The organism is Bifidobacterium sp. MSK.17.10 (genome assembly GCF_019129655.1).
GTDB classification, from domain to species: domain Bacteria; phylum Actinomycetota; class Actinomycetes; order Actinomycetales; family Bifidobacteriaceae; genus Bifidobacterium; species Bifidobacterium adolescentis.
The window spans coordinates 59,247-74,506 of the sequence record NZ_JAHOJD010000010.1 but is presented as its reverse complement, the minus strand read 5'-3'; the positions used below and the strand labels follow the sequence as shown (position 1 = coordinate 74,506).

Here is a 15,260-nt window from a genome sequence, read left to right as displayed (position 1 = left end):
CCGGCTCCGTCATCGGGACAATCTGGCGATAATCTCGCCGCATAATTTCACGGTATCCGCGGGACCGTTCACTTTGACAGCCCTTGTGCCGGCCTTCGCCGCGGGATAATCATTGCCGTTGGGTTCCATCCGGTCTCCGATGAACACGATCTGACCGACCTCGATATCGAGAATATCCGCGAGTTCACGGACGGCGAACGACTTATCGACGCCACGCTGTGAGATATCAACACTGCTGGAGCCTCCAGGTCTTACTTCAAGATTCGGTAGTTCGGCAGCAACCGCACAGGCCAATCGGTTCTTCTTCTCGTTGGTGGGGTCCCATGCCTCCTTGGCCTCGACGGGGGCAAGCTGCCCCAATGCGGAAAAGGTGATCTGACTGCCTCTGTCCTCGATGCGCTCGCCCCAGACATGAGTGGCCCAAATGCCCTGCTCACGAGCATTCCGTTCCAGCGATTCCTTCGCCTTGGCACGGTCCTCGTCGCTTAGATCGTGGGAGAACACTTTCCCCCACCGTTGCCCGTCCCACCGGTAGTAGCGGGTTCCGCTGGTCGGCATGAGGTGAAGTTTCGACTTGTCGGCATGGTCGGACAGCCTGTCCACCACCTGACTTTGCAGCAACGAGTATTTGCCGCCGGTGATCACCGCGACGTCAATCAATGATGTCAATGCAGAGAAGCATTCGGCCATGTCCGCTTTCATAGGTTTCTTGGACCGCGCCAACGTGTTGTCGAGGTCAAACCCAATCAGCCGCGCGCCTTCGCACAGCATGTTGACATCAACGATGTTCCAATAAGGTACGGAAATATCCGCCATGATCATTTCTCCCCTTGTCGAGCAGCCCATACCATGGTATCGCATGTTTCGAATAAGCCCTGATAAGGTAGAAACCATGCAACAGATGCCTTGGAAGACCCCGATATACCGCAACCGCCATGGACGTGGCACGCGTACGCCCATGTTTGGTACCAGACTGCCCCGGTACCGTACCAGAAGCGGTATGTTCGACGATATGCTGGTGGCGCAAATCCGCAGACTCAACGGGGCATGGCCTGAGCTCATAGCTCCGGTCCAATTCGCTGTGGAGGATGTTCCGCCATCCGATCCCGCGCCTTGGGAGGACGTTCCGCATCTTGGATCGCAGTCATTCCCCGCCGGGCACGGTATTCCACCCCGTATCGTGCTGTACCGCATGCCGCTGCAATCGCATGCCCGTAACCGTATGGACCTGCAATTCGCAATCAGGGACGAGGTGGTCTCACGTCTGGCGGAAATCTACGGACGCCGTCCGGAAGAAATAGATCCTGATTGGGGCATGTGACTTTCAACGGACAACAGTCATATCCTGATTCGCCCAGACCTGCTCTCTGGCCTCCTTCAAATCGACGGCGCCGATGATGGCAAGTCCGGCGAGTTTCGCACCGGACACATCTTTCTGTCCGACACGAAGATTCCAGACCACGGCTTGGGCGGGATCCTTCAAACGGATGGCGGCGACATCGCCATCATTAATATCGGCGATGCGCACCGACGTCGAGGCCGAGGGACGGATGGCGATTTCACGCCTGTCCACTTGTTTGCCGTCCGTGTCGTAAGCCGTCATGATCGCGGTCCGATCCCCATCCGCGGTGTTGACGAAGCCTACCGTCGCGGTGGATTGGTCAGGAACCGCGATGGCGGAGATCTTCGCCGGAGCGGACGCATTGACTAGGGCGAAATCGGACTGCCCATCGGGGCCATCGTCTGAAATCTTCGCCGTGGCAGACACCGGTTCGGAAGCGGCTATGGCGATGCCGGTAGCGGATTTTGGAACGTCTCCAAGATCGATGGCGGACGCGCGGTTCGCCTTCAGCTCCTGCTGATTGGTCTGCTGTGCCCCCTTGGAGTCGATCCAGGATACGGTGACATCCGTTTTGCGGGACGTATACAGGTACAGTGTCGCATGGTCTCCGCCATTCAAGCCGTAGAGGGCCAGAGATTTCGCGGAAGCGTTATTCGGAAGCGCGTAATCCGATCCCTTTGAGGTCAATCCGTCCATGGAGACGGTGCGGACGATTGCGGCCACAGGAGTGTCAGTTCCAGTCACCGTGGCATACAGCGCGTCTTGGCCGGAAGCAGCTGCGGAAAGATTCAGTACCGTTTCCTTGCCTGAGGCCACGGTCAGCGTCGATCCGGTGGAGAGCGCCAGCGCGCCGGATTTGTCGGAGCCCCAGATTCTGATGGTCACCGATGTGTCCTTGGCGGAGGGATTGGCCACAACAAGCTGTTGCGTCAAGCCGGTCTTCGTACCGGAAAGCAGGAACGCCTGTTTCAGCGCCGGCACGACGCAGGAGGCTGCTGATACGCCCTTCAAATCACCGTCCGTGGCCCATGACATCACTGAGGAAACCGCGCCGGTACCGTTCGAAGCCGTCAGCAGACGCGTGTCTTGCAATCGGGAGCCGTCATCGACATTGCCGGAAGCCACAAAGATGTCATCGGACGAGTCGTCTTTTTTGTCCAGCATCGACACGGATGCCGTCATGTCGGCTCCCATCGAGGCGACGGATGAATGGAACACCGAACCGAAGGCGGCGTATCTCGCGGAAGACGCGATATTGCCGTTGGATGCCTGGTATTCGCTATCTCCATAGGCATCGGTATCGGCAATGGTCATGCGAGACGGGCAGTACGTCTGCCGCTGCCGGGGGCTGACGGTACGACCCACCGAGGAGCGTTCCACCGTGGGCGTGTCCGCATGCAGCCATGATGGCCGGTATATGAGCGTCACGGCCATCAGGACCACGATGAGCAACACCGAGATTACGGCAAGCGCAATACGCAAAGGCGTATTGGGACGAGAATGTCTGCTCATGCTTCCTCCAGACCCTGACGACGAATGCGCGGAAGCGCCACCAGGCAATACGCTACAAGAACGACGCCCATGCACCACAGCCATGAACGACGCCACACACTTGAGCCGGCCTTATCAAGCCCGCTTCGATCGATATGCTGCTTGGATAGATCCTGAACCGTCAAACGATAATACGTGCCATTATCCAGACTGACGACATTCTGTGTCCCGTCAGAGGCTCCAATGTTCGAATTGAGCTGGTTCGAGGCCTCTCGCTGCGCTTTGTCGCCGTTCTGCTTGATAACGTAAATGCCGCCGAAGCCCAACTTGCCAAGCTCGTTGATGGCATCGGAATCGGCATTGGCCAGCAACTGGGCGCAATCCTGCGCAATGGTTCTGCTGGACCCGTCGGAACGTCCCGAAACCACTTCGACGCGTTGCGCGGGAGAGCTGTCAATCAAGTCGCCACGACCGGTACGCATCACACTGTAGCTGACCGATTCGGCGCTATCGGCACGCAAGGCAAGCACGCGACGTGCATCATCCTGCCCAAGGAAATCGGTCGCCACCATCGGCAGTCCAGCATCGCTGGTCTTTACCTGGCTGTGATCGCATTCGACATAGTTGAATCCCGCACAGGCCACGACGGAGACGGCCAACAGGCAAACCAATACGGCACGACCCACATGCGAGGCAATCGACACTGCCTTCGAGCCGCGTCCTTCGATTTCGACGGCGCCGGTCTTCTCATGCTGTCTCAGCATGACGAAACGTCGAACCGCGCCGCCCGACATCATGCAGATGCAGGCGAGCAAGCCCATCATCGCATATGTGGTTCCCGGAAGCATGGAACCGGAGACCGGACCATCCACATCGACGGCCACCGCAATCGCCGCGGACAGCAAGGCCGTCGCCAATCCCGCGAACACGGCGACCCACATCATACGGGACACGCGCAGCACGAAAGGCAACACCAATGACACCGCGGCCAGCAATACGATCAACGCCAGTATGGAAACCGCCACATACCGCCATGCGCCACCGTCGGCGCCGATGCCGAACACCCGCAGCAACAGATCAGACAGATTCGCGACGACCGGTTTGCCATCATGCGCGGAGGAGGGCAGCATGACGCTGCCGAACAGCTGACGCCATGTACCGTCGGAAGCGAAACGAACGGCATTGACCAACGTCGGCGCGCATACGAACGCCGCCGGAAGCGGAATCAGAAGCAACGCGGGCTTATGGGAGCGGACGAACAGCAGGAATCCCAGGAAGGTGAGCATCAGCGGCAGCAACAACTGCGGCTGCGCGGCGACGACCGGAATGAAACACAGCGCCGCAACCGCCGCCGCCTGGACCGACGCGTGGGGATTGACCAGATCCTCCGTCCGATACATGCCGACCGCACGGAACGAGAAGGCGAAAGCGGCCGGAAGAAACACCATGACCGTCAGCATCGTGACATCCGCGTCATCATAAAGTCCCATGGACAACGCCAACGCGAACCACGCCAACGCGACCACGCAGCGCACCGCATCCGAGCGGGTGAAGATGCCGGCCAGCGCCCAGAAGGAAAACACCGTGAGCGGGGCTGCAAGGAAGAACATCAGTCCGACAGCTCCGGCAACATGTCCACCAGTGAGCACCGACGCCAGCGCAAGTACCAACAGCCATGGCGCGTTAGGCGCACTGATGCCCGTGCCTGAGGCATACGACCATGACGTGGTCGCGGTATGAAGCAACTGGGTGAAGCTCGCGCCCGTGGGCAACAGCTGTGCGGAATACATCGACGCACCCGAACATACGGAACGAAGCACGTCCCAATACAGCACGACTATCCATATGCCGGCAATCAGCGCCGCGCCGAAGGCCAATCCCCATCTACGCAGCAACCGTTTACGCAGATGGTCCTTCTCAAGAGGACTGAGCAGCACGACATCCCTCTGGTCGCGCAACGCACGGCGACGGTCGAGCCATTCCCTGACCTGCCGATGATTCGCAGACAGCGTGGATAGCGATTTAAGCGTGACCTTGCTTTGCCTGCGCAACCGCGCATGGGCGCGCCAAGCACCCCGCAGACGCAGCAGCGCACGCCACGGCATCGCCAGCTCGCAGCATGCATGATACGGCTGTTTGCGCGCCAAGCAAAGCACGGCCAATCCCAACGACTGGATGATGGACCACAGCCAAAGCAACGGCCACCATGAACGGTGCATGTCAGTGTACGCGTATTTGGCATTCGCCTCGCGTACGGCAAGATACGGATCGATGCGACCGTCCTCGTCTTCCACAGGGCGCCCGTTCTTGGAACGGATTCCTTCGAATCGGGCTCTTCTGTGGGCGATGCGAGCCTGGGGAACCACTACGACACGCCCACCGCCAAGACATATGCGGCGGCACAGGTCCGTGGATTCCGCGAAGGTGCCGAACCAGGGGTCAGCCCCTTCGAACGCACGCAACGTAGCCAACGGCACCAACGCGCCCGATAGGGAGACCGACAGCACATCCTGACGCCCGTCATATTGCTCCTGGTCAGGCTCGCCGTCGACCACCAAGGAAACGACATCATGGTGCCCGGCATACAAACCCACATTGTGCAGGTTCTTCGCCTGCCAATCCAACTGCTTGGCACCGAGCAGCGCGGCTGTCGGCGTGTTTCTCCACGCATCCAGCAACGTCTCGAAGCACCGGTCATCCGCCGGCCGCGAATCGTCATGCAAGGTCCACAACGCGCGGATGCCGGCATCAATGCCGATCTGATCCATCGCACGCGTTACAGCGTCCATGAAGGACGCCGCCTGCTTCACTCCCACCAGAATGACCCTCACCGTTTTGGCTTCCGGCACTTCCGTAAGCACATCCTGTGATGAGTGAATGACATCGAAGGTCATCTGCATGGGCTGCTCGATCTGCCCCGTGCAATCGGCGATAACGATCATTCCTGGAAGCATGCGCTGCGCAAGCACCGCTCCAACGGTAGAAGCGAGGAATCGAAGGTCATGCTGCGCGGTGATCACCGCAGCCACGGACATATCGACGTCCTGCCGATGCGTATACGGTCTGCTGTTCAGCACATCGGTCACGATTGTCTGGATATCGCTGCTGGCGTTAGAATTCATAATTTAAGTGTACGCACGGGACGCACCATGCCTTCAAGCCCGTTCCTTGTGCTCTTTTTTGTAGCGACGACGCTCACGCTCGCTCATACCGCCCCAGATACCGAAACGCTCATCATGGTCGATGGCCCATTTCAGACACTGTTCACGGACTTCACACTGGGCGCAAACCCTCTTCGCATCCCTGGTGGAACCGCCTTTTTCCGGGAAGAATGCTTCGGGATCGGTCTGCGAGCACAGCGCTTTGTGCTGCCAAGACACGTCATCATCCCGCTTGAACAAACCCCACAGTTCAGCAAGCGGATTCTCAGAAGACTCATCAGTCACGCCCCACATGAGTCCTCCCATAATTGTGTGCGCACCTTTTATGCGCATACTTTCACACCGCTTCAAATTACACACACGCAATGTAATTTTGTCAAGTTTCCCCGTGTCAATGCCTATATTTCAGAAAATCCATGCTAAAGTTCAGCCCAATCTGGGGTCTACAGTCGCAGAATCGGTGAAAATCGGCCATTAACCCTATAATTGCCCATTTGGATAGTGGTAGGTTCTAAAAGCATTGCGTCAAACGCGCATCTCAATCAGGAAGGCAACACCGTGGCAACGTCATCAACCGGCAATAAGCTTCCTAACATCAATGGTCTTCAGGATGCGAAACCACGTCACAGCCTGGGATATCGCGTGCAGCATCACGTCAGGACCGCAGTCGCCGCGGCAATCGCCGCGACTCTGGTGTTCGTCGGCACTGCAGCTGCCGCTACTTGGATGGACGTCAATGGCATCATCAAGAACAATTCGGTCGGCGTGATCGGCCAGGGTTCCCTGAATACGGACGCATCCATCATCGATCCGAACTCCGGCAAGCCGATCGAGTTCGTGCTGATCGGACAGGATTCCCGTGACGGCGCGGAGAACCAAGCCATCGGAGGCAGTTTCGATGACGTCATCGGCAACCATCAGGCCGACACCGCCATGATTGTGCAGATCTCCGCCGACCGCAAGGAAATCAACCTGGTCTCCATTCCACGAGATTCCCTGGTGGACGTGCCTCAGTGCGAAACGTCGAAGGGCACGATTCCCGCACAGTATAACGTCATGTTCAATTCCATCTTCGCAGGTGCCTACAAAACCGGCGGAGATCTCTCCTCGGCGGCCAGCTGCACGCTGAACGCCGTGAACAGTCTCACCGGGTTGAATATTCAGAACTTCATCGTCGTGGACTTCGCCGGCCTGGTCAAGATGATTGATTCAGTCGGCGGCGTGGACCTGTGCATTCCGCAGAACGTCAACGACCCGTACACCGGACTCAATCTCGACAAGGGCATGCACCATCTTGACGGCGTTGCGGCGACGCAGTACGCCCGGATCCGTCACGGCATAGGAGACGGATCCGACACCTCGCGTACCACACGTCAGCAGTATCTCATCAAGCAGCTGATGAGCGAGGCGCTCAGCAAGAATCTGTTCACTGATACCGCGCAGCTGTACCAGCTGGCGAAATCCGCGCTGAAATCGCTCAACATATCCCAAGGCATGGCTGATACCGCGGCTTTGGCGGGACTTGCCATGAGCCTGAAAAATTTCACCATGACCAACCTGCAGACCCAGACCGTCCCCGTGGTCCCAGCACCGTCCGACCCCAACCGTTCCGTCTGGACCGACGAAGCCGACAATCTCTGGGAGAAGATGCGAGCGGGCAAGCCGATTTTCGATACCGCCGATTCAAACTCGGGCGACTCCTCCGACACCAGTTCAGATAATTCAGCCAGCTCCGACGATTCCGGCACGACCGACAGCAACCAGTCGGACACCACTGCCGAGACTCCCGATCCCGTCACGGGACTGATCACCAAATCCGACGGCACGTTGGTCGATCCAAGCACTGGCGGCACCGTCGACCCGGATGACGGCTCCATTCATGACGCGACCACGGGCCAGTATATCGGCCTTGCGGATCGATACCTTAATGCGACCGTATGTGCCGTTCCGGCAAAGAACTGACGTAGACCACGCAATCACGTCCCCTTTCAACGTATGACGCAGGGACGAATCTTTTTGGAGGAACCATGAGTGAAGGCAAAGGAGCAAAAGAGCCTACGAGCGTGCCACCAAGTTTCATTCCGTCATCAGGACGCAAAAAAACCATGCCGTCCACGGATTCCTCCCGCTCGCAAAGCGCACCGAGCCAGCCAGCGAGTTTCGCACCGGCGAAACGTTCTGACCATGCATCATCTGTAAAACCGGCCAAACGCACGGCGCGTCCTTCTTCCTCGGTTCCGCAAAGCTTCCAGCCTGCGGCACGGGCAACGAGCGAGACAAGAAGAAACCCTTCATCATCTCCGGTGTCCTTCGCTCCAGAACATACCCGCACGGCCAATCCAACGCAGCAGTTCCGGGGGTCATCCTCCGTCTCCACGGCGCTCCGATCTGTTCCATCCTCTCCAGCGACGGCTTCCGTGCCAAAAAGAAGACCTCGCGTCGGACGTATCGTCCTTTCCATTTTCCTTGTACTGATTCTCGCACTGGGAATAGGGGTATTCTCCGCTTGGAACTGGGTCGATGACCAGCTCAACAAACAGACCTGGCTGACATCCAAAGCGGACACCGCCGGCGAAAGCTGGCTTATTCTTGGCTCCGACGAACGTGAGGGCACCATCGGAGACGCCGGCGACGTCGAAGGTTTCAGAACCGACACCATTCTTGTACTCACCAAGCCGAAGACAGGATCGTCCTCGCTGATTTCCATTCCTCGCGATTCCCTGGTGGAAATCGATGGGAGCTATATGAAGATCAACGCCGTGGCGCAGCTGTACAGCCGCAAACAGTTGGTCAACGAGGTGGAGGACATCACCGGCCAGAAAATCAACCATGTGGCAATGGTCCGCTTCGGCGGACTCGTCAAAGTGGTCGATGCCTTGGGAGGCGTGGACCTATGCTACGACCAGAATGTGAATGACCCTTATTCGGGTATGAACTGGACCGCCGGATGCCACACCGTGGACGGCAACACCGCTTTGGCGTTCTCCCGTATGCGATATGCCGATGTGCAAGGCGATTTCGGCCGTGCCGCACGTCAGCGCCAGGTGATCAACGCCATCGTCAAGAAGGGCGCTTCCAAACAGACGCTCACGAATTTCAACAAGACCAAAAAGGTCGCCGCAGCGGCGTTGAGCTCCGTAACCGTGGATGAGAAAGCATCGACTTCCTCTCTGCTTCGGATGGCGTTGGCTTTCAAAAGCGCCTCAGGCAAGGATGGCATTTCGGGAAGCGTGTATTGGACCGATCCGGACTATTACGTCGATGGGGTCGGATCGTGCGTTCTGCTGAATGACGCGAAGAACATCCAGCTTTTCTCCGAACTCTCACACGGCACGCATTCCGCAGGAACCGTGGGCACGCTGGCCGAACAGCAAAACTGACGACACGCCGGAGGATGTGGATAACCCACATCCTCCGACCACAACCCTCATATTGGCTTGCGGCATGCCGCCGCTCTTGCCCATGCTGGCCGTATGAACAAAAAGGCCCCTCACCGTATAAGCGAACAACATCTCACTGTATTGAGTTGGAGCGCGCCTTTGCTGGCGCAGCTCATCATGCTGATTGTCATGTGTATGCAACGTCATTGGCTCTATGCGGCGATGCTCGCTCCGAGTCTGCTCGGCAGCGCATTGATGCTCATCACCATGATCATGCGCGTCAGGCATGAAGAAACGAACAGCAACACCATTACTGGAAGCGATTCGCCGGTTCCAACGCATCATAACGGAAACGAAATCGACCATGCTCAGCTTTTCGCCGACATGCCGTCCATAAGTTTTGAGCATCTGCATGGCCTGGACAACGACCCGCTCATATGGCGCACCATCGTGCGTAATTGGCTTGTCCGTTCCCCAACGAACGGCATCGGCATGTCAGAACATGGCATATTCCATATAGATCTGGCATCATCCGGACCACATGCCATGGTCGCGGGGACCACAGGCTCGGGGAAATCCGAACTGCTGATCAGTTGGTGCATGGCATTGGCGATTCGGCATAGTCCTCAAACCCTCCATTTCGTCTTTCTGGATTTCAAAGGAGGATCGACCTTCAACGCTTTGGAGCGTCTGCCGCATACCGTGGGCAACGTCTGCGATCTTGACCTCGCCCATGCCGTCCGTGCGCTGAACGCCATAGAACAAGAATTGGCACGCAGGGAGGCCTTGGTAAGTGCCGAACGCGTTTCCAGATTCGACCAGCTTTCCCATCCCCCTGCACGGCTCGTGGTGGTCATTGACGAATTCCATGCATTGCGCGACCGTCTACCCGACTATATGCAGCGACTCAATCGATTGGCGTCGCTCGGACGCTCTTTGGGTATGCATCTCATCGTATGCACGCAAAATCCCATGGGTCAGGTCCATGCCGATATGAAGGCCAACATATCGCTGAGCATCTGCCTACGCGTCACCGACCAAATGCAATCGAATGAACTGATCGGCACCAAGGATGCAGCTTTGATTCCACCGGCCTTCCCCGGTGCCGCTTACTGTCATGACGGTCAACGCACTGTTCCTTTCCGCTGCAGCGCGGTCCATGACATTGATTCCTTGGTGCATGCCATCAACACCGCATCGGCATTCAGCGGCACCACCAATCCCTCCCCTTTGTTCTCCGCGCCGCTCGCACCACATGCAGGCAAAGACGATTTGACGGCGCCACAGCGAGAGGCATGGCACCATGTGCCTTTTGCTTTGAGCGACGACGGTGTACTCATCTCCACCGCATTCCTTGACGTAGGACACGGCAACATCGCCGTGATTGGCGCATGCGGAAGCGGCAAAACCAATCTGCTGCTCTGCTGCGCCAGCCGTCTCTATGAATCCGGTCGCTGCACCATCCGGTTCACACGCAAGACGAACAGCGAATGGACCACCGACGACGGCAGAACATCGCCGCAGCACGAACGCACCATATGGTTCGTGGATGACGCCGACGAATTGCTCTCCCCTTTCGCGGCCATGCCCGAAGCCGATAAGCTCAAGACCGCACTCGCCGATCCGTCCGTCACGGTAATCGCAGCTGTGGAAAAGCCGCAAAGCACCCTACTTGAACGTTGCCTCACACGTGTTGCGTTTCCTTGCGGAGAGAGAGCCACCGATGTGATGATGGGGATTCCCAGCGCGGTTCTCGACGGTTTCGGCGTCGATGACTATGCCATTGCCGGGCGTGGGGTCTTCATCCAACAAGCACGGGCATGTCCCGTGCAATGCGCGGAATTCCAAGGATTCTAAAAAAAACTTGGCTTCTTTTGCGAAAAAGTCTTGAAAAATCATCCGATTCGTGGTTATCTAAATAACGGATAGAACGCCACTTATGGCAAGAGGAAGGCGATTACATGAGCAGTGCTTTCGATTGGCGAGCCAAGGCCGCGTGCCGGGATAAGGATCCGGAACTGTTTTTCCCGGTCGGCAACACCGGTGCCGCCTATCAGCAAATCGAAGAAGCCAAGGCCGTTTGCCGTACCTGCAAGGTGATTGACGCGTGTCTGAAATGCGCGCTCGACACCAATCAGGACTACGGCGTTTGGGGCGGTCTGAGCGAAGACGAGCGGCGCGCGCTCAAGCGGCGCGCGATGCGTGCACGTCGCTCGCAGGCCATGCAGATGCAGGTCTGATTCTTTTCAGGGCATATGGAAGGGCCGGTCGGATTCGATGGAATCCGACCGGCCCTTCCATATGCCATTCCAGTTCTAGAGGTCAGTTATCTTGCGCGGCACGCAGTTTCATGTCGAGCACCACACGGGTACCACCACCGCGACGTGGCTCCCAATGCACCGTTCCGCCAAAATCATTGGTGACGAACGTGTTGATGATCTGTGTTCCAAGCCCTGATCCGGAAGAGCGAGCCATGCCATCATGCTCCTCATCCGCCAAGCCGGTGCCATCATCCTCCACCACCACGTTGAGGTTATTGCCACCGCGGCCCACGGAAATCGTGATATGCCCTTCCTTACGCCCTTCGAAACCGTGTTCCACCGAATTGGTGATCAGTTCGGTAAGCACCAACGATAGCGGCGTGGCATCCTGTGCCGGCATCATGCCGAATTTGCCTACGAAATCGACATCGATGTGCTGGTCGCGCATCGTAGCCAAATCGACGGCCATCTTAAGCAGGTTGGAAATGACCTTGTCATAGTCGACGATCTCATCGGCGGTCTGGCTCAATCCCTCATGCACCATGGCGATGGTCTGCACGCGGCGCTGTGCTTCCTTGAGCTCCTTTTTGACCTCTTCGGACTTGGTCTTGCGCGCCTGCAAGCGCAGCAACGCGGATACCGCCTGAAGATTGTTCTTCACACGATGGTGAATCTCGGAAATGGTGGCGTCCTTGGTCTGCAATTCCTTCTCGCGGCGGCGCAATTCGCTGACGTCACGGCACAGCACGATACCACCCACGCGACCATTGGCGTCCATCAACGGCAGAGAGCGCATGGACACCGCGGCTTTGTTGGCGTCCAATTCGGAATCCACCGCGGCTTTGCCGCTCAGTACCAATGGCAGCGTTTCCAGCACCGGATCGTTCTCATGCAGCAGTTTGGTGCCGATCTCGCTCAGATACTCCCCCTGCATGGTGCTGACCGATCCCAAACGACGGAAACAGCTGATGGCGTTCGGAGACGCGTATCGGACGATGCCGTCGACGGTGAGCACGATGAAGCCATCCGCCACACGTGCGTTATGGCGCTGGTTCATAACCGGGTTACGGTACGGGAACTGGCCGCGCGGAATCATCTCATACAGCTGTTTGCCGGCGCTGATGCTTTCGGACTCATAACGGCCGTTCGATTCGCGTGTGGCCATGTTGGTCTCGCGGACCACCAAGCCAAGCGTCTTGCCATTATGACGCACCGGGGCGTACACGTTGCAGACCTTGGCCTTGCCGACCGTACGCAGTTTCGAGGAGCGGAACACCGATTCGGAGTCCATGGCCGCGTCAAGCTCGGCGCACAGGGATTCCGGGACGACGTTGCCGACCACATCCTCGGCTCTCAGACTCATCACCGTGGACGGACGGCATTGCTCGGCAATGATGTACTTGCCCTCGCCGTTCTGCAGGATTAGCAGCAAGTCGGCGAAACTCAAATCGGCAATCACCTGCCAATCGGCCACCAACTGGTGCAACCATTCACGATCGTCGTCACCGAAATCCGGACGGGTCATCAGGATATGTGAGAAATCAGCCATGCAACCATAATACGCATCAATGGCGAGGTTGCATACCATATGCCCACGTATAATGCGGAAACGCCGATTGACATATCCGACGGTTACGCTAACGTAGGTTACGGTTCCGTAACTTATAGTGGAGGCATCCGATGGCGAAACCTACAAACGCAGAAATCGAGGCGAAACGCGCGGTCATCGCCGAAGCACGCGAGCAGGCCCTGCAGGCGAAAGCTGAGACCATTCGCGTGAAGGCGCACAATAAGGCCGAGAACATTCGACGCAAGGCGGATGCAAAAGCCAAACGTGCCATCGCCAAAGGCGAAGCCCATGCCGCAAAAATCGAAGGCATCGTCCCCGCCGAAATCGAACGCAAAATCAGACTCGACGTGCATGGCAGGCCAAAGCCGCTCCTGCGTGGCTGGATCCACGCCATCGCCACTCCCCTGGCTCTTGCCGCGGGCATCGTGCTGATCTGCCTCGCTCATGGCACCGGGCTCAAATGGGCGTGCGCCGTGTTCATGACCTGCTCGCTGGTACTGTTCGGCAATTCCGCCTGTTATCATCTGGGAGATTGGTCACCACGGGTTACCGATGTGCTCCGTCGCATCGACCATATGAACATCTTTTTGCTGATCGCCGGCACTTATACGCCCGTTTCCTTCGCGCTCACGCCATTCTGGCGTGATTCCATCATCGCGGGCATGTGGATCTGCACCACAGTGGCGCTCATCATCCATGTCATCTGGATCAGCGCGCCTCGCTGGCTTTATGTTCTTGTCTATATTATTTTCGGCGTGTCCGGCGTCGCGTTCATGGGATTGTTCTGGATGTCCCCCTATGCCGGACCTACCGTGGTGATACTGCTGTGTGCCGGCGGCGCCTGCTATATCGCCGGAGCCATCGTGTATGCGCTGCGCAAGCCCAACCCCTGGCCGAAGGTGTTCGGCTTCCATGAGATCTTCCATACCGGAACCGTGGCGGGATACGCCTGCCACATGGTGGCCATCTACATGGTGATCGTGCAATTGTGGCCCTAAGGCGTAATCAACCCCACATGGACAAAACAAAATAAGCCCGTCCCCTCATCGTACGAATGCGATGGAGGAACGGGCTGTTGTTTTCGTCACACGTATGTCAGGCGAGCGGCTTGGCTTCCTTGATGGTCACGGAAATCTCACGGCCGTTCGGAGCGGTATAGGTCACCGTATCTCCGGCATGAGCGCCATTGATGGCGGCGCCAATCGGCGATTCAGGACTGATGATGCTGTAATCCGTGGCGATGGACAGGTCTCGCGTGCCAAGCACGTACACCATTTCACGTCCGTTGACTTCAAGGGTCACTAGGGATCCGTCACCGACCTCACCGGCCTTGGGCGCAGTCAGAATCTTCGCATTGCGCAGTTTGACGGTCAGTTCGTCGATGCGTCCCTGATTCACGCGCTGCGCCTCACGGGCAGCCTGATAGCCGCCGTTCTCGCTCAAATCGCCTTCGGCACGCGCCGCGGAGACCTTGGACAGAATCTCGTCACGGTACTCGCCCTCACGCCAGGCGAGTTCTTCTTTCATCTTGTCGTACGCCTCCTGCGTCAGCAGGATCGTCTTTTCTTCGGCCATGTTATCCTCCTTGACCTTGGAAGAATGATACCCGTCAATCAGCGGGTGGAGATGATGTCGATCACGAACACCAGCGTGTCCTCGCCGCCGATGCCGGCCTGCGGAACGCCACGGGAGCCATAACCGTACTCCGGCGGAATGGACACCACCAGGCGGGAACCGACGTTATGTCCCGGAACGGTCTGATCCCAGCCCTTGATGACCTGTCCCACACCGATGCCGAACGTGGCCGGCTGGTGACGGTCGAAGCTGGAGTCGAACGGGGTGTCCTTGCCCCAGACCACACCATGGTAGTTGACGGTGACGGTGTCTCCACGGCGGACCATCGGGCCATTGCCTTCAAAGAGCTCCACGACCTTCAGGCCGGCGGGAGCGATCTCAGTCGGGAATTCGATGGTCGGGCGATCGCCGAATTCGGCATTGACAACAGGCATTTCAGATGCCATGGTGAACCTCCTTGAAAAAACACAGTGTCACCAA

General features: G+C 57.8%; 13 protein-coding genes. 6 read left to right on the top strand and 7 right to left on the bottom strand.

Features of this window, described 5'->3' with window-relative positions:
* Positions 1-9 precede the first annotated feature (9 nt).
* Entirely contained in the window at positions 10-816 is an 807-nt protein-coding gene (locus KSX58_RS09035; RefSeq protein WP_011743085.1) for an HAD-IIB family hydrolase, read from the bottom strand.
* 76 nt (positions 817-892) lie between these two features.
* Here KSX58_RS09035 and KSX58_RS09030 point away from each other — a divergent pair, with 76 nt between their 5' ends.
* On the top strand, positions 893-1,321 hold the full coding sequence (locus KSX58_RS09030; protein ID WP_237976411.1) for a metallopeptidase family protein: 429 nt from the start codon (positions 893-895) through the stop codon (positions 1,319-1,321).
* A 3-nt stretch (positions 1,322-1,324) separates the two neighbouring features.
* On the opposite strand, the gene KSX58_RS09025 is transcribed toward KSX58_RS09030, so the two are convergent.
* The 3 genes from KSX58_RS09025 to KSX58_RS09015 are packed head-to-tail and all read right to left on the bottom strand — an operon-like array spanning position 1,325 to position 6,288.
* A complete protein-coding gene (locus KSX58_RS09025) occupies positions 1,325-2,854 on the bottom strand; it encodes a DUF5719 family protein (protein ID WP_217735681.1) in 1,530 nt (509 codons plus the stop codon).
* On the bottom strand, positions 2,851-5,955 hold the full coding sequence (locus tag KSX58_RS09020) for a glycosyltransferase family 2 protein (RefSeq protein ID WP_021913617.1): 3,105 nt from the start codon (positions 5,953-5,955) through the stop codon (positions 2,851-2,853). The genes KSX58_RS09025 and KSX58_RS09020 overlap by 4 nt, the downstream gene beginning before the upstream one ends.
* A 33-nt stretch (positions 5,956-5,988) precedes the next feature.
* Positions 5,989-6,288, bottom strand: a complete 300-nt coding sequence (locus KSX58_RS09015; RefSeq protein WP_021913616.1) for a WhiB family transcriptional regulator — start codon at positions 6,286-6,288, stop codon at positions 5,989-5,991.
* Between the two features lie 264 nt (positions 6,289-6,552).
* Here KSX58_RS09015 and KSX58_RS09010 point away from each other — a divergent pair, with 264 nt between their 5' ends.
* The 4 genes from KSX58_RS09010 (at position 6,553) to KSX58_RS08995 (ending at position 11,614) form a co-directional block, all read left to right on the top strand.
* On the top strand, positions 6,553-7,956 hold the full coding sequence (locus tag KSX58_RS09010; RefSeq protein WP_021913615.1) for an LCP family protein: 1,404 nt from the start codon (positions 6,553-6,555) through the stop codon (positions 7,954-7,956).
* A 65-nt stretch (positions 7,957-8,021) separates the two neighbouring features.
* On the top strand, positions 8,022-9,374 hold the full coding sequence (locus tag KSX58_RS09005) for an LCP family protein (protein WP_171025000.1): 1,353 nt from the start codon (positions 8,022-8,024) through the stop codon (positions 9,372-9,374).
* 93 nt (positions 9,375-9,467) lie between these two features.
* Positions 9,468-11,231: an FtsK/SpoIIIE domain-containing protein gene (locus tag KSX58_RS09000; protein WP_011743078.1), complete on the top strand. Its 1,764-nt coding sequence runs from the start codon at positions 9,468-9,470 to the stop codon at positions 11,229-11,231.
* Positions 11,232-11,335: 104 nt separating this feature from the next.
* Positions 11,336-11,614 carry a WhiB family transcriptional regulator gene (locus KSX58_RS08995; RefSeq protein WP_003809589.1) on the top strand — a complete coding sequence of 93 codons (279 nt, stop codon included), beginning with the start codon at positions 11,336-11,338 and terminating at the stop codon, positions 11,612-11,614.
* Positions 11,615-11,696: 82 nt separating this feature from the next.
* Here the strand turns inward: KSX58_RS08995 and KSX58_RS08990 are convergent, their stop codons facing one another.
* On the bottom strand, positions 11,697-13,184 hold the full coding sequence (locus tag KSX58_RS08990; RefSeq protein ID WP_033500243.1) for a sensor histidine kinase: 1,488 nt from the start codon (positions 13,182-13,184) through the stop codon (positions 11,697-11,699).
* Positions 13,185-13,315: 131 nt separating this feature from the next.
* Here KSX58_RS08990 and KSX58_RS08985 point away from each other — a divergent pair, with 131 nt between their 5' ends.
* Positions 13,316-14,203: a hemolysin III family protein gene (locus tag KSX58_RS08985; RefSeq protein WP_217735680.1), complete on the top strand. Its 888-nt coding sequence runs from the start codon at positions 13,316-13,318 to the stop codon at positions 14,201-14,203.
* A 97-nt stretch (positions 14,204-14,300) separates the two neighbouring features.
* On the opposite strand, the gene KSX58_RS08980 is transcribed toward KSX58_RS08985, so the two are convergent.
* Both KSX58_RS08980 and KSX58_RS08975 read right to left on the bottom strand, forming a co-directional pair.
* Positions 14,301-14,780, bottom strand: a complete 480-nt coding sequence (locus tag KSX58_RS08980; protein WP_003809594.1) for a transcription elongation factor GreA — start codon at positions 14,778-14,780, stop codon at positions 14,301-14,303.
* A gap of 38 nt (positions 14,781-14,818) precedes the next feature.
* A complete protein-coding gene (locus KSX58_RS08975; RefSeq protein ID WP_003809595.1) occupies positions 14,819-15,226 on the bottom strand; it encodes an FKBP-type peptidyl-prolyl cis-trans isomerase in 408 nt (135 codons plus the stop codon).
* Between the last annotated feature and the right edge of the window lie 34 nt (positions 15,227-15,260).

Bases quoted from the DNA above. Each gene is read 5' to 3' on its own strand.
- KSX58_RS09035 (WP_011743085.1), bottom strand. From the start codon at position 816: ATGGCGGATATTTCCGTACCTTATTGGAACATCGTTGATGTCAACATG.
- KSX58_RS09030 (WP_237976411.1), top strand. From the start codon at position 893: ATGCAACAGATGCCTTGGAAGACCCCGATATACCGCAACCGCCATGGA.
- KSX58_RS09025 (WP_217735681.1), bottom strand. From the start codon at position 2,854: ATGAGCAGACATTCTCGTCCCAATACGCCTTTGCGTATTGCGCTTGCC.
- KSX58_RS09020 (WP_021913617.1), bottom strand. From the start codon at position 5,955: ATGAATTCTAACGCCAGCAGCGATATCCAGACAATCGTGACCGATGTG.
- KSX58_RS09015 (WP_021913616.1), bottom strand. From the start codon at position 6,288: ATGTGGGGCGTGACTGATGAGTCTTCTGAGAATCCGCTTGCTGAACTG.
- KSX58_RS09005 (WP_171025000.1), top strand. From the start codon at position 8,022: ATGAGTGAAGGCAAAGGAGCAAAAGAGCCTACGAGCGTGCCACCAAGT.
- KSX58_RS09000 (WP_011743078.1), top strand. From the start codon at position 9,468: ATGAACAAAAAGGCCCCTCACCGTATAAGCGAACAACATCTCACTGTA.
- KSX58_RS08995 (WP_003809589.1), top strand. From the start codon at position 11,336: ATGAGCAGTGCTTTCGATTGGCGAGCCAAGGCCGCGTGCCGGGATAAG.
- KSX58_RS08990 (WP_033500243.1), bottom strand. From the start codon at position 13,184: ATGGCTGATTTCTCACATATCCTGATGACCCGTCCGGATTTCGGTGAC.
- KSX58_RS08985 (WP_217735680.1), top strand. From the start codon at position 13,316: ATGGCGAAACCTACAAACGCAGAAATCGAGGCGAAACGCGCGGTCATC.
- KSX58_RS08980 (WP_003809594.1), bottom strand. From the start codon at position 14,780: ATGGCCGAAGAAAAGACGATCCTGCTGACGCAGGAGGCGTACGACAAG.
- KSX58_RS08975 (WP_003809595.1), bottom strand. From the start codon at position 15,226: ATGGCATCTGAAATGCCTGTTGTCAATGCCGAATTCGGCGATCGCCCG.